This window comes from Actinophytocola glycyrrhizae, from assembly GCF_042653545.1.
Classification (GTDB): Bacteria; Actinomycetota; Actinomycetes; order Mycobacteriales; family Pseudonocardiaceae; genus Actinophytocola; species Actinophytocola glycyrrhizae.
The window spans coordinates 143,840-163,500 of the sequence record NZ_JBHSIS010000024.1 but is presented as its reverse complement, the minus strand read 5'-3'; the positions used below and the strand labels follow the sequence as shown (position 1 = coordinate 163,500).

At 71.7% G+C, this 19,661-nt stretch carries 17 protein-coding genes; 9 read left to right on the top strand and 8 right to left on the bottom strand.

Annotation, left to right across the window (positions count from 1 at the left end; genetic code table 11):
* Positions 1-74 precede the first annotated feature (74 nt).
* The 9 genes from mshD (at position 75) to ACFPCV_RS35440 (ending at position 8,810) form a co-directional block, all read left to right on the top strand.
* Positions 75-938: a mycothiol synthase gene (gene mshD / locus ACFPCV_RS35480; RefSeq protein WP_378061516.1), complete on the top strand. Its 864-nt coding sequence runs from the start codon at positions 75-77 to the stop codon at positions 936-938.
* A 180-nt stretch (positions 939-1,118) separates the two neighbouring features.
* Entirely contained in the window at positions 1,119-2,228 is a 1,110-nt protein-coding gene (pstS, locus tag ACFPCV_RS35475; protein ID WP_378061515.1) for a phosphate ABC transporter substrate-binding protein PstS, read from the top strand.
* Positions 2,229-2,373: 145 nt separating this feature from the next.
* Positions 2,374-3,336: a phosphate ABC transporter permease subunit PstC gene (gene pstC / locus ACFPCV_RS35470; protein WP_378061723.1), complete on the top strand. Its 963-nt coding sequence runs from the start codon at positions 2,374-2,376 to the stop codon at positions 3,334-3,336.
* Positions 3,336-4,427, top strand: a complete 1,092-nt coding sequence (pstA, locus tag ACFPCV_RS35465) for a phosphate ABC transporter permease PstA (RefSeq protein ID WP_378061514.1) — start codon at positions 3,336-3,338, stop codon at positions 4,425-4,427. The genes pstC and pstA overlap by 1 nt, the downstream gene beginning before the upstream one ends.
* A 21-nt stretch (positions 4,428-4,448) precedes the next feature.
* Entirely contained in the window at positions 4,449-5,228 is a 780-nt protein-coding gene (pstB, locus tag ACFPCV_RS35460) for a phosphate ABC transporter ATP-binding protein PstB (RefSeq protein ID WP_378061513.1), read from the top strand.
* A gap of 171 nt (positions 5,229-5,399) precedes the next feature.
* On the top strand, positions 5,400-5,756 hold the full coding sequence (locus ACFPCV_RS35455; protein ID WP_378061511.1) for a hypothetical protein: 357 nt from the start codon (positions 5,400-5,402) through the stop codon (positions 5,754-5,756).
* Positions 5,749-6,333 (top strand): DUF3558 domain-containing protein, encoded by a 585-nt coding sequence (locus tag ACFPCV_RS35450; protein WP_378061509.1) that lies wholly within the window; start codon positions 5,749-5,751, stop codon positions 6,331-6,333. The genes ACFPCV_RS35455 and ACFPCV_RS35450 overlap by 8 nt, the downstream gene beginning before the upstream one ends.
* A 9-nt stretch (positions 6,334-6,342) precedes the next feature.
* Positions 6,343-8,040 carry a PPE domain-containing protein gene (locus ACFPCV_RS35445; RefSeq protein WP_378061508.1) on the top strand — a complete coding sequence of 566 codons (1,698 nt, stop codon included), beginning with the start codon at positions 6,343-6,345 and terminating at the stop codon, positions 8,038-8,040.
* Complete coding sequence (locus ACFPCV_RS35440; protein WP_378061507.1) at positions 8,040-8,810, top strand: ESX secretion-associated protein EspG; 771 nt, start codon at positions 8,040-8,042, stop codon at positions 8,808-8,810. Before ACFPCV_RS35445 ends, ACFPCV_RS35440 begins: the two co-directional genes overlap by 1 nt.
* A 102-nt stretch (positions 8,811-8,912) precedes the next feature.
* Here ACFPCV_RS35440 and phoU read toward each other — a convergent pair whose 3' ends face one another.
* The 8 genes from phoU to ACFPCV_RS35400 all read right to left on the bottom strand — a co-directional run bounded on the left by phoU (position 8,913) and on the right by ACFPCV_RS35400 (position 19,585).
* On the bottom strand, positions 8,913-9,578 hold the full coding sequence (gene phoU / locus ACFPCV_RS35435) for a phosphate signaling complex protein PhoU (RefSeq protein ID WP_378061506.1): 666 nt from the start codon (positions 9,576-9,578) through the stop codon (positions 8,913-8,915).
* An 81-nt stretch (positions 9,579-9,659) separates the two neighbouring features.
* A complete protein-coding gene (locus tag ACFPCV_RS35430; RefSeq protein ID WP_378061505.1) occupies positions 9,660-13,304 on the bottom strand; it encodes an LCP family protein in 3,645 nt (1,214 codons plus the stop codon).
* A gap of 265 nt (positions 13,305-13,569) precedes the next feature.
* Entirely contained in the window at positions 13,570-14,295 is a 726-nt protein-coding gene (locus ACFPCV_RS35425; RefSeq protein ID WP_378061722.1) for a GGDEF domain-containing protein, read from the bottom strand.
* Positions 14,296-14,681: 386 nt separating this feature from the next.
* On the bottom strand, positions 14,682-15,149 hold the full coding sequence (locus ACFPCV_RS35420) for a hypothetical protein (protein WP_378061504.1): 468 nt from the start codon (positions 15,147-15,149) through the stop codon (positions 14,682-14,684).
* Positions 15,150-15,194: 45 nt separating this feature from the next.
* Positions 15,195-15,848 (bottom strand): response regulator transcription factor, encoded by a 654-nt coding sequence (locus ACFPCV_RS35415; RefSeq protein WP_378061502.1) that lies wholly within the window; start codon positions 15,846-15,848, stop codon positions 15,195-15,197.
* 25 nt (positions 15,849-15,873) lie between these two features.
* A complete protein-coding gene (locus tag ACFPCV_RS35410) occupies positions 15,874-17,520 on the bottom strand; it encodes a right-handed parallel beta-helix repeat-containing protein (protein WP_378061500.1) in 1,647 nt (548 codons plus the stop codon).
* A complete protein-coding gene (locus tag ACFPCV_RS35405) occupies positions 17,520-18,239 on the bottom strand; it encodes a helix-turn-helix transcriptional regulator (RefSeq protein WP_378061498.1) in 720 nt (239 codons plus the stop codon). The genes ACFPCV_RS35410 and ACFPCV_RS35405 overlap by 1 nt, the downstream gene beginning before the upstream one ends.
* Positions 18,236-19,585, bottom strand: coding sequence for a hypothetical protein (locus ACFPCV_RS35400; protein WP_378061496.1), 1,350 nt, complete (start codon positions 19,583-19,585; stop codon positions 18,236-18,238). Before ACFPCV_RS35400 ends, ACFPCV_RS35405 begins: the two co-directional genes overlap by 4 nt.
* Positions 19,586-19,661: the final 76 nt, after the last annotated feature.

The following is a 19,661-nucleotide window of genomic DNA, read 5'->3' as shown; positions in this document are numbered from 1 at the left end:
TGGGCGCCCTGAACGGCCCATTGACGGCACTTGTGCGGGCCGCAGGTCGGGTGGTGTCCCGGTACGGTCTTCGTGTGGAGCTGATTTGGCAGGACGACGCCGACGACACCGTTCCCGGGCTGCTGGCCGCTGTGCGTGCCGAGGACGGAGTCCCCGACACACCCGCTGACGGTGGAGTGCCGGCCGAGTTCCGGTCCGGGCGGCATCTCCTCGCCCGGGACGGGGGCGCCACGGCCGGGTACGCGCACGTCGACGTCCGGGGTGACTCGCTGGGCAACCGGATCGTCGAGCTCTTCGTGCATCCCGGGCACCGGCGGCGGGGGGTGGGTACCGCGCTGGTCGACGAGGTGCTGACCATCGACAGCCCGCTGCGCCTGTGGTCCCACCGGGACCACCCCGGTGCGGCGCGGATCGCCGCCGCCAAGGACCTCGCCAGGGTTCGTGAGCTGTTCCAGATGCGGCTCGACAACGCGGTGGAGCTGCCGGAGCAGACGCGGCCGCGGGAGGGGGTCACGCTGCGCACGTTCGTGCCCGGTCGCGACGAGCAGGCCATGGTCGACGTCAACAAGGCCGCTTTCGACTGGCATCCCGAGCAGGGCATGCTCACCGTCGCCGACGTGGTGGCCGCCGAAAAGGAAGCCTGGTTCGACCCGGCCGGCTTTTTCCTCGCCGTCGACGAGAACGGGGAAGTCGTCGGGTTTCACTGGACCAAGGTGCACCCGGACGGCACCGGTGAGGTCTACGTCGTCGGCATCCACCCGGACGCGCAGGGCGGTGGGCTCGGGCGGGCGTTGACGCTGGCCGGGCTGCATCACCTGCGTGCACGCGGCGTCCCGGAGATCATCCTGTACGTCGAGTCCGACAACGCGCCCGCGCTCGCCGTGTACCGGCGATTGGGTTTCACTCTCAGATACACCAACGTCGCCTACCAGCGGTAATAGGACAATCACCGTCACGGGAAGCAACAAAGGTCACAATCTGGGCTTGTTCACCTGTTGTTTACCTCAATACCCGGATGTGTCCATTCCGCTTCTTTAGCGTCCGCGCCGTGCGTGCCGTCGGGAGTACTTCTAGTGGGCGCACGGACTTGTGAAATCGACACATTCCGAGAGGACCAAGTGAAGCGCATCCGCTACGGCCGCCTCGCGGCCCTTGTCACTGCCAGCGCAGTGGCGCTCACGGCCTGCGGCTCCGACCCCGAGACCTCCTCCGGGAGCAACGACGGCGGTTCGGACAGCAACCTTTCCGGTGAGCTCGCAGGCGCCGGTGCGAGCTCGCAGGAAGCCGCCATGAACGCGTGGCGGTCCGGGTTCGGGTCGAACAACCCGGACGTCACCGTCAGCTACGACCCGGTCGGCTCCGGCGGCGGGCGTACACAGTTCGGTGAGGGCGCGGTCGCGTTCGCGGGCACCGACGCGGTCATGGACGAAGAGGAGCGGGCCGCCGCCAAGGAGTCCTGCGGCAGCGACGCCATCCACCTGCCGCTCTACATCAGCCCCATCGCGGTCGTCTACAACATCGAGGGCGTGGACGGGCTGCAGCTCTCGCCCGCCACCATCGCGGGGATCTTCGACCAGAAGATCAAGAAGTGGAACGACCCGGCGATCGCCGCGGACAACCCGGGCGCGAACCTGCCCGACCTGGCGGTCACCCCGGTGAACCGGTCCGACGAGTCGGGCACCACGGAGAACTTCACCGAGTACCTGGCCGCCGCCGCAGGCGACGCGTGGCCGCACGAGCCCAGTGGTGACTGGCCGGTGAGCGGCAGCCAGTCCGCGCAGGGCACCTCCGGCGTCGTGCAGACCGTCCAGGGTGGCCAGGGCACCATCGGCTACGCGGACGCGAGCCAGGCAGGCAACCTCGGCGTGGCCAAGGTCAAGGTCGGCGAGCAGTTCGTGGAGTACTCGGCGGACGCGGCGGCCAAGGTCGTCGACGAGTCGCCGAAGGCCGAGGGCGGGGTCGAGCACGACCTGGCCATCGAGCTGCAGCGCGACACCACCGCCGAGGGCACCTACCCGATCGTGCTGGTCTCCTACCTCGTGGTCTGCAGCGACTACACCAACGCCAAGGCCAACATGGCCGGCAAGGGTGAGCTCGTGAAGGCGTTCGTCAGCCACGTCGCGAGCCAGGAGGGCCAGGAGGCCGCTTCCGGTGCGGCCGGTTCGGCGCCGATCTCCGACACGCTGCGTGCGGATGTCGAGGCCGCGCTCGAGGCGATGAAGGTCTGACGAAGAATCTCGACGGACCAGCTGTCATGGTCTGCGCGACAGGGCGGGTGACCACCACCGGTGGTCGCCCGCCCGGTGCGGTCCGACCCTTCCCGTTACCGGAGAACCCACTGTGACCACCACGGGCGAACCGAAGGCCAAGCCCTTGCCGCCGATGCGGCAGGGCAAACAACCACGGGCACCCCGGCGACCAGGTGACGTGATCTTCAGCGGCGCCGCGAAGGCCGCCGGTGTGCTCATCCTGGTGATCCTCGCCGCGGTCGCCGTCTTCCTGGTGACCGAGGCGTGGCCGGCGATCAGCACCCCCTCCGAGGAGCTCTCGGAATCGGTCCACTGGGTCACGGAGGGGGACTCCCTCCTCGACTACGTCGGCCCGCTGGTCTTCGGCACCGTCCTCGCGGCGATGATCGCGTTGATCATCGCGACACCGGTCGCCATCGGGGTCGCGTTGTTCATCTCGCACTACGCGCCGCGCAAGCTCGCGCAGGCGTTCGGCTACGTCATCGACCTGCTCGCCGCCATCCCGAGCGTCGTGTACGGCCTGTGGGGCGCGCTGTGGCTGATGCCCCACATGTTCCCCGTCTTCGAATGGCTGAGCGAGTACCTCGGCTTCATCCCCATCTTCGAGGGGCCCGCCGCCAGCCCGCCGCGCACCGTGCTGACCGCGGGCATCGTGCTGGCCGTGATGATCCTGCCGATCATCACCGCGGTGTCCCGCGAGGTGTTCCTCCAGACACCGACCCTGCACGAGGAGGCGGCGCTGGCGCTTGGCGCGACCCGCTGGGAGATGATCCGCATGTCGGTGCTCCCGTTCGGCCGCTCCGGCATCATCAGCGCCGCGATGCTCGGCCTCGGCCGTGCCCTCGGCGAGACCATGGCGGTCGCGATGGTGCTCTCCCCGGGGTTCCTCTACTCGTTCTTCATCCTCAAGGCGGGCCAGCAGCAGAACATCGCGGCGAACATCGCCCTGCAGTTCCCCGAGTCGAGCGGCCTCGGCGTCAGCGTGCTGATCTTCACCGGCCTGGTGCTGTTCGCCATCACCCTTCTCGTCAACATGATCGCGCGGTGGATCGTCTCCAGGCGCGCCGAGTTCTCTGGGGCGAACTGATGACCACCACCGCTCAGAAACCGCTGGTCTCCCCGGGCCTGAGCGCCGGGAAGCTGCCCAGGTTCGCCCCGGTCGGCGTCGCGGTGCTCGCGTTCGCCGTGGTGTCGGGACTGCTCGCGGTCTTCGGCTCGTTCAGCATCCCGCTCGCCGTGTTCCTCGGCGTCGTCCTCTACGCCGTGTCGATCCTCGCGCTCACGACGGTCGTCGAGGGTCCCAGGGCCGGCCGGGACCGGCTCGCCACGACGCTGATGTACAGCGCGTTCGGCCTCGCCGTCATCCCGCTGGTCAGCCTGCTGTGGACGGTGCTGGAGAACGGCTTCGAGCGGTTCAACGGCTACTTCCTCAGCACCACGCTGCGCGGCGTGTACGGCGGCATGGACGCCGGTGGCGCCTACCACGCGATCATGGGCACGCTGGAGATCACCGCGTTCGCCACCGTCATCTCGGTCCCGATCGGCCTGCTCACCGCGATCTACCTCGTGGAGTACGGGCCGAAGACCAAGCTCGGCCGGGGCATCACGTTCTTCGTCGACGTGATGACGGGCATCCCGTCCATCGTCGCGGGCCTGTTCGCCTACGCCCTGTTCGTGCTGTTCTTCGGACCCGGGGTGCGGATGGGCGCGGCCGGGTCGGTCGCGCTGGCGGTGCTGATGATCCCGGTCGTGGTGCGGGCGTCCGAGGAGATGCTCAAGCTGGTGCCGAACGAGCTGCGGGAGGCCGCGTACGCGCTGGGGGTGCCCAAGTGGCTCACCGTGGTGAAGGTGGTGCTGCGCACCGCGGCGGCGGGGCTCGTCACCGGCGTCATGCTGGCGGTCGCCCGCGTGATCGGCGAGACCGCGCCGCTGCTGATCGTCGCGGGCGTGGTCGACTCGACGAACTTCGACCTGTTCGACGGCCGGATGATGACGCTGCCGGTGTTCGTGTACCGCCAGTACAGCCAGGGCTTCGCGCCCCCAGGGCCGGACAGCATCATCACGATCAACTACGACCGGGCGTGGGCCGCGGCACTGACACTGATCCTGATCGTCATGTTGCTCAACCTGATCGCCCGTATCGTCGCCCGTATCTTCTCGCCCAAGACCAGCCGTTGAGGCACACGACAAGGACTATCGATGGCTAAGCGACTGGACATCTCCGACCTCAGCATCTTCTACGGCGACTTCAAGGCCGTCGAGGGTGTGACCATGGCGGTCGAGCCGCGCGCGGTGACCGCCTTCATCGGCCCGTCCGGGTGCGGCAAGTCGACCGTGTTGCGGTCCCTCAACCGGATGCACGAGGTGATCCCGAGGGCCTACATCACGGGCAAGATCGCCCTCGACGGCGAGGACCTGTACGGCCGCGACGTCGACCCGGTGCGGGTGCGCCGGTCGATCGGCATGGTCTTCCAGCGGCCGAACCCGTTCCCGACCATGTCGATCGCCGCCAACGTGCTCGCCGGCATGAAGCTCAACAACAAGCGCATGTCGAAGGCGCAGGCCGACGAGGTGGTGGAGTCGTCGCTGCGCGGGGCGAACCTGTGGAACGAGGTGAAGGACCGCCTCAACAAGCCGGGTTCCTCCCTGTCGGGTGGGCAGCAGCAGCGGCTGTGCATCGCCCGCGCGATCGCGGTGGAGCCGGACGTGCTGCTGATGGACGAGCCGTGCTCGGCGCTGGACCCGATCTCCACCCTCGCGATCGAGGACCTGATCGGCAAGCTGAAGCAGGACTACACGATCGTCATCGTCACCCACAACATGCAGCAGGCGGCGCGGGTGTCCGACCAGACGGCGTTCTTCAACCTGGCGGGTGTCGGCCAGCCGGGTAGGCTGGTCGAGATGGACGCGACGGAGAAGATCTTCTCGAACCCGCACGAGAAGGCCACCGAGGACTACATCTCCGGCCGCTTCGGCTGACCGGCCCGGCGAGCACGAGCCACGCGACCCGCGAGCCGCTGTCTCGCGGGTCGCGTGCGCACGGCATTCCCGTTGGGGAACCTTCTCCGGCCGGGTTGCGTCAGAATGTGACTCGCACAGGGGTCGGCTGCGAAGGGTGGGGCGATGCTTGACGCAGGTGGAGGCGGGGTCATGGCGAAGATGGCCTCGTCCATGCGGGGGCTCAAGATGGCCGCCGCGGACGGGTCGTTCGCCGTCAGCGAGACCGGCGGCCAGGCGCTGCTCGTCGCCATCCGCGAGATGGCCAAGTGGGTCGACGACAACCTCGCCGACCTCGGCACGCTCGCGCAGCAGCCCGCGCTCGGCACGAGCCACGGCGCCGAAGCCATGAAGCCCTACGTGCAGGAGGTCGCCACCGACAACGAGGGCTTCCTCACCATGCTGCAGCAGTTCCGAGCGTCGCTCGTCGACGCGGAGGAAGGGGTGCTCGGCGCGATGGACAACTACCAGAGCAGCGAGCTGACCATCAAGGGCAACTTCAGTGCGTAGGTCTTTCCTCGCGGCATCGGCCGCGCTCGTGGTCCTCCTGTCCGGCTGCAGCGAACCGACCGAGGGCAACCCGACAGCGGGTGGCGACACCGGCGGTGAGACCACCGCCGACCGGACCATCGGCACCGACCCGGACGCGCCGACGGACTCGAGCCAGCCGCCGACCTCCGGTGGCGACGACCCGTCCGGCCTCGCCGACCTCGACCCGTGCGGGCTCGTCGACCAGGCGGGGCTGACCTCGCTCGGCCTCACCGGCGGCGAGGAGAAGACCCTCGGCGAGGCCAGGGTCTGCCGCTACCGGCACGACGGGCCGACGCTCAACGAGAGCTTCACCGTCTCCGTCGAGCTGTTCGACACCCGGGGCCTCGACGACATCGTCGGCTCGAACGTCCAGCAGCTGCCGAAGATCGGCGCGCACGACGCCGCGTCGTTCGTCGGCCCGACCGGCAGCTGCGGCGTCAGCCTCGCCGTCGGCGACTCGGCGCGGGTGGACAACACCGCGGTCGGCGGCGCCCAGCAACAGGGCTGTGAGCTCGCGGCGCGGCTGGCGGCACTCGTCGAACCGAACCTCCCCTGAGGACACGTGATGAGCGGAAACCACCAGTCACGGAACGACGTGTCCGACCCGTACAGCCCGCACTACGACCCGTCGAGCCCGTCCTACGACGCCACGCGGGACCCGAGCAGTCCCACCTACATCGACCGCAACACCACGACGCGGACCGGTGAACAGACCGAGCAGGCCGCCGAGTCCGAGGTGGACCGCGAGGTCGAACAGGGCACGTGGCTCGACCGGCTGCTCGACATGTTCAACCACGGCGACCGCGTGCAGGAGACCTACACCAACGAGATGAACGCGCGCGCGGCCGAGCTCGCGGCGGGCCTGCAGACCCGTGCCGGCCCGCTGATGATGTGCGCGAACTACCTGTCGACACCGCACCCGCGGCTGAAGACGATGGTCACCGAGGATGTGAACCCGGACGCCGTCGGCGAGACCGGTGACCTGTGGATCTCGGCGGGCAACGCGATGACCCGCTTCCAGTCCGGGGTCGCGTCGGCCATCAACAACAGCGAGTCCGACTGGCAGGGCCCGGCGGGCGACTCGGCCAGGACGTTCATGGCGCAGGTCGGCAACTGGGTCGGCGACGCGGGCCAGAGCGCGCAGCTCGCGGGCACGCAGACGAACCTGCAGGCGGCCGCGCTCGCCCAGGCGAAGCGGGACATGCCGGAGCCGGTGGACTTCGACCTCGACGCCGCCAACGCGGACCTGCAGTCCGAGTCGAACCCGTTCGAGCTGATCCGCAAGCTCAACGACTACCAGGCGCGGTACGACGCGCAGCAGGCCGCGCACGAGCAGGCCGCGGGGGTGGTCAACATCTACGACAGCGGCCTGTCCTCCGCGAGCACCATGCCCGCGTTCGGGCCGCCGCCGACGCTGTCCGGCGGCTCGCCCGGCAACTCGGAGCTCCAGAGCTCCCACGTCGGCACACCGGGCACGAACACCCCGGGAACCAACGCCCCCGGCGGTCACCAGCCCCCGCCGAGTGGTGGCACACCCCCACCGAACGGCGGCGACCCCGGCGTCCCGACCGTGCCGCCCGGCACACCGGGCCCCGGGGACCCCGGCTACCCGGGCGGTCCCGGTGGCCCTGGGGGCCCCGGCGGTCCGGGTGTCCCTGGCGGGCCGGGGGGCCCGAACATTCCCGGTGTCCCCGGTGTCCCCGGCATCCCTGGTGTCCCCGGTCCGAACGGGCCCGGTGGCAACGGCACCACCCCCAGCGGCGAGGTGCCCGGCCTGCCCGGTCCCGGCCAGTTCCCGCCCGGCCTGCCAGGGCCCAGCGGTGGCGGCAACCAGCCCGGCCAGCACCTGGGCGTCCCGCCGCTGCCGGTCGGCGGCCTGCCCGGCCCGAACGGCGGCGGTGACCACGGCCGCGGCGGCGGGCCCGGTGGGCGCGGGTACGGCCCCGGTGGCGGTCCCGGTTCGGGTGGCTACGGCAGCGGTTCCGGCGCGGGCGGCGGTCAGGGCGCGGCCGGGCGCGGGCCCGGCGGTCTCGGCGCGGGTGCCGGTGCCGGTGCGCTCTCGGAAGGCGCGGTGCGTGGCGGTGCCGCGGCCGGTGGTGTGGGTGGCCGTGGCGCCGCGGGCGGCATGGCGCCGCTCGGTGGCCGCCGCGGCGACGGTGAGGAGGACGAGGAGCACCAGCGGCCGTCGTTCCTCGTCGAGGGCGACCCGGACGCCGTGTTCGGCACCGACGAGATGACCGCACCGCCGGTGATCGGGCAGTGATGACCGGCTACCAGCTCACCTTGCCCGAGGTGGACGTGCTGGCGCAGACGCTCGACGTCAACGTCCGGCAGTTCCCGTTCGACATCCCGAGCTTCGGCGAGTTCCAGGTCGACCGGCAGCGCATCGCCCGCGAGGTGTTCCTCGGTCTCGGCAGGCGCGGCCTGATCCGCGGCGCGGACATCGACCAGGGCCTGACCCGTGCGTTGAAGGTCCTGTCGCGGCCCGTGATCTCGGTGGCCACCATGGGCACCGTCGAGAGGACCCGCAAGGTGTACGCGCGCGCCGCGACCGACGGCGAGCAGGGCGTGCTGGCGGTCAAGGAGGGCGAACGGTTCCTGCTGGAGCCGATCCGGCCGACCGCGCTGGCCATCTCCCTGGTCGGGCTGCTGCCGAAGGCGACGGCGGGCCCCGGCCAGTCGGTGACGGTGACCCGTCCTGCCCCGGTGTCGCGGGAGCAGGACGACTTCATGACGCCCGTGTACGGCGGTGGCGGCAACGACCACCAGATGCGGACCGCCGCGAGCTACCTCGCCAGGCCGAGGACCGGGACGGGGTTCTTCTCCGTCACCGGCCGCGACCCGCGCACCGGCAAGGAGCTGCGCGGTGGCAACCTGACATGGATCGACACGGACGCGGGCCGCTACCTGACGCTGTCCCGCCCGGCCGGCGAGGACGGTCAGGTACGCAGCACGTTCAGCCCGGCCGACTCGTCCCGCCTCGCACTGGCACTCGGCGAGATGATCGAGTCGGTGGCCCCGACCCGCCGCTAGATGTGAGTGTTGGCAATGCCCTGAAAGGCGCGTTCAGGGCGCTGAGCGTCCTGAACGGCCCATTGACGGCACATGATCTTCACGGAATGTCCAGGCGTCGCTCTAGACGTCCTCGTCCTCCGCGTAACCGGGCATCCGGCCGGTCACGACGAACACGACGCGCTTGGCGACCGACACGGCGTGGTCGGCGTAGCGCTCGTAGAACCGGCCGAGCAGGGTCGCGTCCACCGCGGCGGCGACGCCGTGCGGCCAGTCCTTGTCCATGATCACCGAGAACAGGCGGCGGTGCAGGTCGTCCATCTCGTCGTCGGCCTCCTCCAGCGAGCGGGCCTGGTCGATGTCCTTGTTCAGGATGACCTGCTCCGCGTCGCGGGCCAGCTCGACGGCCACGCGGCCCATCTCGGAGAACTGCGGGCGGATCTGCTCCGGCAGCACCGGATTCGGGTGCCTGCGGCGCGCGGCCTTCGCCACGTGCAGCGCCAGGTCGCCCATGCGTTCGAGGCTCTCGGCCGCGTGGATGGCGGCGAGGACGGTGCGGAGGTCGGTCGCCACCGGCGCCTGCAGCGCGAGGAGCGCGTAGGCGTGTTCCTCGCAGGACGACCGGGCGTCGTCGATCTTCGCGTCGTCGCCGATCACCTGTTCGGCGAGGCCGAGGTCGGTGTCCAGCAGCGCCCGGGTGGCGAGCTCCATCGCGGTCGCGGACATGGAGCACATGTTGGCCAGCTCTTCCGCGAGCTGACCGAGTTCGACATGGTAGGCCTCACGCATGGCGACAGCCTACGGGCGCGCACACACGACCACGGCATTCCCGGGTGAATCCCAGGTGAACCGACGACCACCAATCGGCGATCACGCGCACGAGACGTCACCGGCGTTGACGGTCTGCAGGTTGTCCGGCACCTCGGCGGTCTTGCCGCCACCGGCGGGCGACACGACCTCGCCGTCGAAGCCGGGGCCCACGACCAGCATGACCGCGCCCCCCACCGACTCGTCCTCGACCAGCTGCGAGCCAGGCACCGCGGCCTGCAGCGTCTGCGCCTCGGCGAGACGTTCCTTGCCGTGCTTGATGATCGCCGGCTTGTCGATGTCCTCCGGCGCCGGGTCGACGCGCATGATCTGGAAGCCGTACGAGGCGAGCGAGTCCGCGGTGTCGCCCGCGATGCCGTCGGTGTCGTTGCCGCCGTTCAGCACCTGGATCTTGATGGTCTTCGGGTCGATCGGGCCCTGCGGCTGGTCCTGCTTGAGGCCGGACAGCTGCGCGGTGTTCTGCGAAGCGTCGTCGACGGGCTTCTTCTCCGGGGCCTCGCCGGGCAGCGGGGTGTCCTGGCGGATCGCGTCGAACAGCGCGTCGGTGTCGTCGACCAGCAGGTCCTCGTTGCCGCGTTCGTTGGACTCGCCGACGGTCGGCACGGTGATGAACGTGACCTTGCCCGCGTCGATGCCCTGCATCGACTGGCCGAGTGTGAGCAGCTGGTCCACGCCGACGTTGTCGCCGAACGTGGCCTTCGAGAACGCGTCGACGAAGTCGGTCAGCTTGCCGGGGTCCAGCAGCACCTCGGCCGACATCGCCTTGCGCAGCAGCGAGGACAGGAACCGCTGCTGGCGGATGATGCGGCCGTAGTCGGAGGTCACGTCGCCCTCGACGTGGCGGGCGCGTACGAAGTTCAGCGCCTGGTCGCCGCTGAGCCGCACGTTCTTGCCAGCCTCGGCGACGACCGTGCCGAGCACGTCGTCCTTCATCGGCCGCTCGACGCACACCTCGACGCCCTTGACCGCGTCGACCATGTCCTTGAAGCCGTGGAAGTCGATGCCGACGAAGTGGTTGATGGCGAGACCGGACAGCTCCTGCACCATCTTCGTCACGCACTTGGGCCCGCCGACCTGGTAGGCGGTGTTGATCTTGACCTGCTGCTCGGCGGGGTGCTGCTCGTCGGTCAGCTCACCGGTCTTCGGGTCCCAGCCGTCACAGGCCGGCCGGTTCACCTCGAGGTCACGCGGAAAGGAGACGACCACGACCCGTTCCCGGCTCTTCGGGATGTGCGCGATCATCACGGTGTCCGACCGCGCGCCCTGGACGGTGTTCTCGTCGCCGACACCCTCCTCGGCGGCCGCGCCCGCACGGGTGTCGGAGCCGACGAGCAGGAAGTTCTCGTCACCGAGCTGAGCCTGTGCGTCCAGGATGGCCTTGGAGTCCGGGTCGAGCGCGTCGACGGTGTTGGACTTCGCGTCGACGTAGGCCTTGAAGCTCCACCCGGCCGCGGAACCCACGAACACCAGCGCCGCGAAGAACACGACGAACGCCTTGCCCGCCGACCGGCCGCGCAGCTTCTTGAACCCCTTCTTCCTGCGCAGCCGCGACTGCTTGGGCTCCTCCTCGGGCTCTGGCTCCTGCTCGTCGTCGGCGGGGATCACGGGGACCCGCATCGCCATCGACTGCTGGGCTTCCATCTCGTCGAGACTGTCCATCTCGGTGTCGTCGTTCTGCCACGGCAGAAGCTTGCGGCGCTTGGCCTTCTTCTCCCGCTCCTCGGCCCTGATCTCGTCGTGGACGGCGGAGAAGCGCGCGAGCGTGTGGTCGATGGTGCGCCGCTTCTGCACGTCCTCGCCGATGGCCTCCATCTCGGTGGTCATCGACACGAGGTCGTCGTCCCCGCGAGGCGGCACCGGCGGCGGAACCGGCGGCACACCGGTGGTCCTCGGTCGCGCGTCGGGGGCGTCGATGGCCGCCGGGGTCAGGCGCGGCTCGGACAGCTGCTCACCTGGCCACTGCCCTGGCGGCGGCGTCGGCGGGCCCTGACGGTGCGGGTCGGCACCGAACTGGGCGGACGCCTCGCCGGGGCGGCGGCCGTTGCGGGGGGCGTCGTCCCGGGGGAACGGCGCTTCGCCGGGCAGCGGGTGGACGGGGACCTGGTGGTGGGCCGAGACCTCACCGGGGCGGCGGCCGTTGCGGGGCGCGTCGTCGCGCGGGAAGGCGGGGTCGCCGGGAACGGCGTGGTGGGCGGAGGCCTCACCGGCACGGCGGGCATCGCGCCGCGGCCGGGGGCTGGGGCCCTCACCGGGGACCGGGTGGTGCGCGGACGCCTCACCGGGACGGCGGGAACCCGGCAGCGGGACGGGGGTTTCGCCGCCTCGGCGGCGGGGGCCGGAGCCTTCGCCGGGCGCGAAGGCACCCGTGGCGTCGGCCGGGAAGCTGGGGGGCTCGTCACCTCGGCGGGCACCTCGGGGTTCGCCCGGGTGGCCGGGGAAGCCGGAGCCGTCGGCACCACGGCGGCGCGGGCCGGAGCCGTCGCCCGGTGCGCCGGGGTGCGGGGCGTCCGCGCGGAAGCCGGGGTGCTCGGCGCCTCGGCGGTGCGGGCCGGAGGCGTCGCCTGGTGCGTCCGGGAGGAAGGCGTTCGGGGTGTCGGCCGGGAAGCCGGGGGCGCCGCCTCCGCGGCGGGGGCCGGAGCTGTGGCCGGGCGCGTCGGCCGGGAAGCCGGGACTCGCGGCGCCTCGACGCCGGGGGGCGGAGCCTTCGCCGGGTGCGTCGGGGAGGAAGGCACCGGGTGCGTCGGCCGGGAAGTCGGGAGGCTCGCCGCGCCGGGAGCCGCTGCGGGGGCCGCCGGGGTGGGGGGCGTCCGCGGGGAAGGCGGGGTGCTCGGCGCCCCGGCGGTGCGGGCCGGAGGCGTCGCCGGGTGCGTCGGGGAAGAAGGAGTCGGAGCCGCCTCGGCGGCCGTTGCGGCCCGTGTCGGGCGGGGTGTTCTGGGGGAAGCCGGGGGGTTCGGCCGCGTGGTGGCCGTTGCGGCCGGTGTCGGCGGGGAAGAAGGCAGAGCCTTCTCCTGGGCGGCGGCCGGGGGCTTCGCCCGGGGCGGTCGGGGGGAGCGCGTGGTGGCCGGAGGCATGACCGGTGCGGCGGCCGTTGCGGGTGGCGGCCGGATCCACCGGGAAACCGGGGCCCTCCGCCGCGTGGTGACCGTTGCGGGGGGCCTCGCCCGCGTCCGGGGGGAGTGCGTGGTGGCCGGACTGGGGGGCCTCCGCCGCCCGGCGGCCGTTGCGGGCGGCTTCGCCGGGGTGCGAGGTGGGACGGCGGGGAGCAACGTCCGGGGGGAAGCCGTTGCGGGGGGCGTGCCTGCTGGCGCGGGGAGCGTCGGCGCGGGGAAACTCGGGGGCGTCGTCGCCGAGGGCGTCCGCGATCGACGGTGGGGGCGGCGCCTGACGCCGGGGGGCTTCGCCGGGGTGGCCGCGGCCGGCGGGACCCTCGGCGCCCTGTCTGTCCTGACGGGCGCGGCGGCCGCTCACCAGCGCGTTCTGTTGCAGCTGTTGCGGGTCGACCGGGGTCATGTCGGACCTGGACGCGCTGTGCTTCTGCACCAGGTCCGCAACGGACAGGCCGCCGGACTCCATCGAGCGCCTGCGGCGCCTCGGCTTCTCCTCGCCGGGGGCCACGTCCTCGCGGCGGTGGCGTCTTCCGTACTCGTGCGGGTCGTGGGTGCCGCCGAGGCGTTCGTCGTCGGGCACCCGGACTCCTCTCACCTCGTGTACGGGCCACGCGTCGTGGCGCTTTCTTTATCAAGACGTTGTGGACTGCAACTTGGTTGCGAACCCACGGTGCCCTAGCCGCGCCCGATAGTACGGACGGATGCCACTTCTGACGACTATCAACTGAATTTTGCTCACTACCAGTGGGCAAGTGGCCTCAGCCGTATAGCCCGATCGGGGTATAGCCTTCTCGGCATCAAATGTTATCGAACCGACGCAAGGGGGCGGTCAAGGGTGACCACAACTAGCCACGCCGGCCTCTCAGCCCGGCCGCCCCGGAGAAGCGGACCTGGCCTCCGACCCGGTAGGCGACGCTGTTGCGGCCGGACTGCTTGGCCGTGTACAGCAACCCGTCCGCGAGCCGGAGTTGTTGCTCGGGGGTGGTGACGCCGCTGGCGCCGGACTCGTGGGCGACACCTATGGAAATGGTCACACGCAGGCCGCGGACGATCGACGACCAGGAGAACTGCTCGACCCTGGCCCTGGCCGCCTCCGCGACCGCCCACGCGGCCGCGGCTTCGAGACCCGGCAGCATGAGCACGAACTCCTCGCCGCCGTACCGGGCGCAGAACCCGCCCTCCGGCAGCCCTACCTGCAGCAACTCCACGACCTGCCGCAGTACCCGGTCGCCGACGAGGTGGCCGAACGTGTCGTTGACGCGCTTGAAGTAGTCCAGGTCGACGAGCGCGACCGCGAACTCGCCGCGCGGGTCGTCCACCTCCAGCAGCCGCTGGTCGAGGTAGCGGCGGTTGTAGCTCGCGGTGAGCGCGTCGCGGAGGCTCTGCTCGCGGGCCTCCGCGTGTTCCCTGCGCAGCCGCGCCACCTCCTGCCGGAACTGTTCCGGCACCTGGGGCGGCCGTTCCGCGGTGGCGAGGTCCAGCGCGTGCCGCAGGTGCTCGTACGCCTGCCGCCACTCGCCGCGCGACGCCAGCAGGGAGGCGATGGACTGGTGCAGTTCGACCAGGCTCATCTCCTCGGACTCGGCCCGGACAGCAGCCGCGCGGACGTCGGTGCGGACGTCGCCAGGTGCCTCGCCACGGGGCTCGGCACGAGCGTCCGCTCGCGGCTCGACTCGCCGGGACGGGTGCTGGATCGGTACCGTCGGCTCGTTGATCCTGCGTTCCCGCCACCTGGCGTCCCGCCGGACCGGCTCGGGCTGGGTGTCCAGTACTGCCATCGCGCTCACCTCCCTACGTGCTCTTGTTTCGACGGCAGGGGCAGCGGTCTTGAGATGTTGGCGGGTGCGTGTTCGGTTTTCCCCCTACCGGTGGAATCCAGACTGCTCCGAACCAGTGACGGCTACTCCGGGCGGATGGCGGAACGCAGTTCTCTCGACAGATTCGCTGCGTAGCGTCACTAACCTGTGGGACACGGCGTGAAGCCGTACGTCCTGCCCTCGAGCACGACCACCCGCTGGGACCCGATCTGCTCGCCGAGCAGCGCGCCGTCGTCGTCGCGGATGCTCACCGACACGCCGAGCACGTACACCAGCCCACGCGGGTGTTCCGCGTCGCGGCCCGCGTCCGGCGGCACCCAGTCCGGGTCCACCCGCAACGTCGACATGGCCGGGTCGATGGTGAGCGTGAGGCCGCCGAGTTCGCACATGCCGTCCGCGTAGTCCGGGTGCTGGCTGCGGCGCAGGAAGTCCCGCTGGGTCGACGGGCCCTCCTCGGCGGCGGCGTTCAGCTCGTCGAAGTAGTCCCGCACGAGCTGCCGGTCGTCCTCGGGGGACGCCGCGGGCACCGGCACACCGGGGACCGCCGAGCTGCAGCCCGCGATCAGCAGGGCGGCGAGCCCGAGGACGGCGAACAGGACGCGGCGCATGTCGTTCCCCCGGGGAGTGCGATGTGTTTTCCAGGCTAACCGTGTTCAGGCCGGTTCGATGCGATAACCGACACCTCGCACGGTGTGGATCATGGGCGGGTGCCGCAGCTTGCGGCGCAGCTGCGTGATCACCACGTCGAGCACGTTGGAGGCGGGGTCGACGTACGGGTCCCACACCTGGCCGATCAGGTCGGCGCGCCCGACCGGGGCGCGCTGGTGGGCGACGAGGAGTTGCAGCACGTCGAACTCCTTGCGGGTCAACGTGAGCAGCACACCGGCGCGCCGCACCTCGTGCCGTCCACTGTCGACCTCGAGGTCACCGCAGCGCAGCACGGTGGGCACACCACCACTCGCCACCCGCCTGCACAGCCGCCGCACCCGCGCCGCCAGCTCCTCGACCGCGAACGGCTTCACGAGGTAGTCGTCGCCGTGCTCCAGGCCGGCGATGCGGTCGTCGACGGTGTCCCGCGCGGTCAGGAACAGCACGGGCACGGCGGGACGGCGGGCCCGCACGTAATACAGGGCGTCACCGGAGGGCAGCATGCGGTCGAGGACCGCGCAGTCGTAGGAGTTCACCGACAGCGCCTCGTCCGCGGCGGGGAGGTCGCCGACCGCGTCCACGGCGAACCCGGCCCCGCGCAGCGACCCGGCGACCGCGATCCGCAGGTTCTCATCGTCCTCGACCACCAGCACCCGCACACCACCGACAGTATCGGAGCCCCTGTTATCCGGTCACCGCAAGGACATCCCGCGCGGTCAGCGCCCGCAGCTCGGCCGTCTCCGGCCGCCGGCCGAGCAGCCGCAACCGCTGCGACTGCGCCTTCCGCACCCCCTCGAACAGCCGCCGCGCGTCGCGGGCGTTGCCGAAGTTCGGGTCGGCCGCGATGCGCGCGAAGTGCTCCCGCAGCACCGGGGCGGCGGCGTCGTCGAGGCGGTAGTCGCCCGCGGCGACCATGCGCCCGACGATCTGCACGAGGTCCTCCGGCGAGTAGTTCTCGAACTCGATGGTCTTGGAGAAGCGGGACGCGAGACCGGGGTTGGCGTCGAGGAACTCGCGCATCTCGGCGGTGTACCCGGCGACGATCACGGCCACCTCGTCGCGGTGGTCCTCCATGAGCTTCACGAGCGTGTCGATGGCCTCCTGCCCGAAGTCGCCGCCGGCCCCGGCCTGCCGGGACAGCGTGTACGCCTCGTCGATGAACAGCACACCGCCGAGCGACTCCTCGAACACCACCGACGTCTTCTCCGCGGTGTGGCCGATGTACTGGCCGACGAGGTCGCGCCGCGACACCTCCCGGAACTGGCCCTTCGACAGCACACCGAGCGACTTCAGCAGCTGACCGTAGGTGCGTGCCACGGTCGTCTTGCCGGTGCCCGGCGCGCCCGCGAAGATCAGGTGGTGGCTCACGGTGCCGACCGACAGCCCTGCGTGCCGCCGCCACTCGTTGACCTGGATCTCGTCGACGACCGCGTGCACCTCGGCCTTCACCCCGGGCAGCCCGACCATGGCGTCGAGGTCCCCGAGCAGGTCGTCGAGACCACTGTCGCCGCTGGACACCGCGCGCCTGGCCGGTTCGGTCACGGTCGGCGTCGCGCCGTCGGCGACGAGGATCCCCGGGGCGGCCGAGTTGTCGACCTGGCACGAGTCGACGGCGCCCGCGCAGCCGGCCGCGAACGCGATGCCGACGCCGCCGACGTCGTGGACCTTGCACCGGCGGAGTTCCGGCCTGCTCTGCTGCGCCACCGAGATGCCGTCGTGGGCGGTGCGGGAAACCTCGCACGACTCGATCACGGGTCGCGCGTACCGGTACACGTACACGCCGCGCTGCCCGCAGTCGGACACCACGCAGTTCCGCAGCTCCGGGTCGGCGCCCAGCCCGAGCACGATCCCGTCACCCGCGATGTTCGCGACCGTGGTCTCGTCGATCCGGCCGGACGAACTCTCCACGACGATGCCCTGGTCGGCGCCGTCGACGGTGCACCGGTTGACGGTGAACCGCCCGCACCCGCGCACCACGAGCGCGGGCCCGGCCTCGGTGGACAACGCGCAGCGTTCGACGGTCAGCTCCACGTCCTCGGCCTGCACGGCCGCGGCGCCCGCCCTGATCGTGAGCCCGTGCAGTGCGAGGGAGCCGCCGCGCACCGCCAGCACGGGCCAGTCGCCGCCGGTGCCGTCGAGGACCACCTCGCCGCCCTCGTGCGCGCGGAGCGTCAGGCGCCGCCCGGCCAGCTCGAAGGTCTCGGGGTAGGTGCCCTCGGCGATCGCGACGACACCGCCGTCCGGCGCGTTGCCCAGCGCGTCGCCGATGGTCGGGTAGGCGCCGTGGCGGCCGGGCGCCACGAGCAGGGTCCTGGCAGCCATGATCGTCATCAGCCCGCCCGCTCCATCAGCCAGCCCCGGTCGGCGGCCTTGGCACCGGCCTGGAAGCGGCTGCGGGCACCGAGCCGGTTCATGATGTCGGCGACCATGCGCCGCACGGTCCGCACCGACACCCCGAGCCGCGCGGCCGCGGACTCGTCGGTGCTGCCCGAGAACAGCAGCGACAGCAGCTCCTTCTCCCGCCCGGCCAGCTCGGCCGCGTCCGGCAGGTCCGACGCGGTCATCGGCACCGCCGACAGCCACACCCGCTCGAACAGCTGCCGCGTCGTGGTCACCACGCTCGACAGCCCGAACACGGCGGTGCCGAGCGAACGGCCGCCCGCGGTGCGGTCCTCCGGCAGCACCACCTTGCCGCCGGTGAGCGAGCCGTCGATCACGAGCGCGTCGGTGGGCACCTCGGGAACGGTCCTGATGGCGGCGCCGGCCAGCGCGAGCGTGCCGAGCCGGGCCGCGAGCACCGGCGCGGTCCGCGCGGTGTCCGGCACGATCATGCGGTAGCGCACGCCGCGCCGCAGGTTCTCGTGGTCGACGCGGCGCACCCCGCCGATCGGGTCGCGGTCCGGGACCGACTGGGTGCTCATCACGAGCACCTCCTGCTTCGCCGACGCGAGCAGTGCCGTGACCCCCGCACTGGACGGGCAGCGGACCGCGTGTACCGACGTCGTGGCCGGACGCAGGACGGTGACTGGGTTTTCAGCGAGGACGGTCATGGAAACACTCCGATCGGAAGCGATGCGGCGACGCCGTGGACATGGGCGCCGTCGAGCCGGGCGAGGCGAATCCCCGAAGGCGCGAAACGGTCGGTGATGGTCCTGGCGGCCGCCTCGACGGCGGCCTCGGTGGTGGCGGCGAGGCGGAGGGTGGCGCCCGCGCGCGGATCGCCCCGGCGCTGCGCGCGGGCGGCGAGGGTCACGGTGGCCGCGACGCCCGGGATGCCCGCGAGCAGCCCGCTGACGACCCGCCGCGCCTGGGTGTCGGTGAGCGTGTCCCACCCGGTGAGCACGAAAACGGACTGGCTGACCGGGCCGGTGCGCCAGAACCGCCAGTCCTCACGCACCTCGTTGCGGCCGCCGGTGACGTGCGCGAGTCCCCCGATCGCGGACAGCGCGGGCTCCTCGGCGAGTGGCTCGGTCCGCACCCCGGCGCGATCGAGCGCCCTGCGCACCCGGCGCATGGCGTTGCGCACCGCGAGCGTCAGCTCGGCGTCGGCCGGGGTGTCGACCGTGCGGGCGGCGTGCACGGCGACCAGCAGCCTGCGTGGCTGCTCCGGCCGCACGCCGACGTGGAGCACGAGCTGCACGCCGAAGGTGTGGTGCCTGCCCGATCGGCCGACGGAACTGTCCGACACCGTGGGCAGCAGCGCGGCGGGCATGGGCAGCGCGTCGACGATCTCCGGGCTGACGGTGCGCGGCCTGAGCTGCGTGGTCAGCCCGCCCTGGTGGCTGATCGCCATGGCCGCACCCTGGCTGGTTTCCAGCGTCCGGATGGTCGAGCCCGGCAACAGCGTCCCCAGCAGCGCCAGCGTCATGCCCGGCGTCCCGCCGTTCCCCGGCAGGTCCTGCCTGCGGGCGCGGAGCGCGAACGCCGCGGCGAGCCCGGCCAGCTCGTACAACCAGCGCCCGCCGATCCGCACGCCCGTCAGCGCGAGCAGCACCGCGGCCGCCGCCGACGTGCCGGCCAGCACCGGCCACGGCTGCCGCACGGTCAGCACGACCGCGATCGCGGCGATCTGCCAGCAGATCACCTGCACCGGCGACAGGCGGCGCACGTACGCACGCACGTGCCGCGACCACGTCTCCTTCCGCGGCGGGCCCGGCTGTGGCGCCGCTGGCCGTGGGGCCGGCCGCACCGGCGGGGCCAGCAGCAGCGGCCTCGTGCGCAGATCGGCCTCGGACAGCAACCTCGGCATCGGCCGGGCGGCGGGTGCCGCCACCGCCCCCGGGTCCGCGAACCGTCGCGGCGCCGTCGCCCTGGCCGGTGCTGCCGCCGCCGCGGGCGGTGCCTGGGCCCGGCCGCCGGCCGTGGCGGCTGTACCCGTGTCGTGTCGAGTGTCCACCGGTCACCTCCTCCTGGCGCGAAAACGGTATGAACGACTGCGCGGGACCGGTCCCGCGCGGATGGTGACCACGTGC

Excerpts from the sequence above, each read along its gene's own strand:
- pstA (WP_378061514.1), top strand. The coding sequence starts at position 3,336 with ATGACCACCACCGCTCAGAAACCGCTGGTCTCCCCGGGCCTGAGCGCC.
- pstB (WP_378061513.1), top strand. The coding sequence starts at position 4,449 with ATGGCTAAGCGACTGGACATCTCCGACCTCAGCATCTTCTACGGCGAC.
- ACFPCV_RS35455 (WP_378061511.1), top strand. The coding sequence starts at position 5,400 with ATGGCGAAGATGGCCTCGTCCATGCGGGGGCTCAAGATGGCCGCCGCG.
- ACFPCV_RS35445 (WP_378061508.1), top strand. The coding sequence starts at position 6,343 with ATGAGCGGAAACCACCAGTCACGGAACGACGTGTCCGACCCGTACAGC.
- ACFPCV_RS35440 (WP_378061507.1), top strand. The coding sequence starts at position 8,040 with ATGACCGGCTACCAGCTCACCTTGCCCGAGGTGGACGTGCTGGCGCAG.
- phoU (WP_378061506.1), bottom strand. The coding sequence starts at position 9,578 with ATGCGTGAGGCCTACCATGTCGAACTCGGTCAGCTCGCGGAAGAGCTG.
- ACFPCV_RS35425 (WP_378061722.1), bottom strand. The coding sequence starts at position 14,295 with ATGAGCCTGGTCGAACTGCACCAGTCCATCGCCTCCCTGCTGGCGTCG.
- ACFPCV_RS35420 (WP_378061504.1), bottom strand. The coding sequence starts at position 15,149 with ATGCGCCGCGTCCTGTTCGCCGTCCTCGGGCTCGCCGCCCTGCTGATC.
- ACFPCV_RS35410 (WP_378061500.1), bottom strand. The coding sequence starts at position 17,520 with ATGACGATCATGGCTGCCAGGACCCTGCTCGTGGCGCCCGGCCGCCAC.
- ACFPCV_RS35405 (WP_378061498.1), bottom strand. The coding sequence starts at position 18,239 with ATGACCGTCCTCGCTGAAAACCCAGTCACCGTCCTGCGTCCGGCCACG.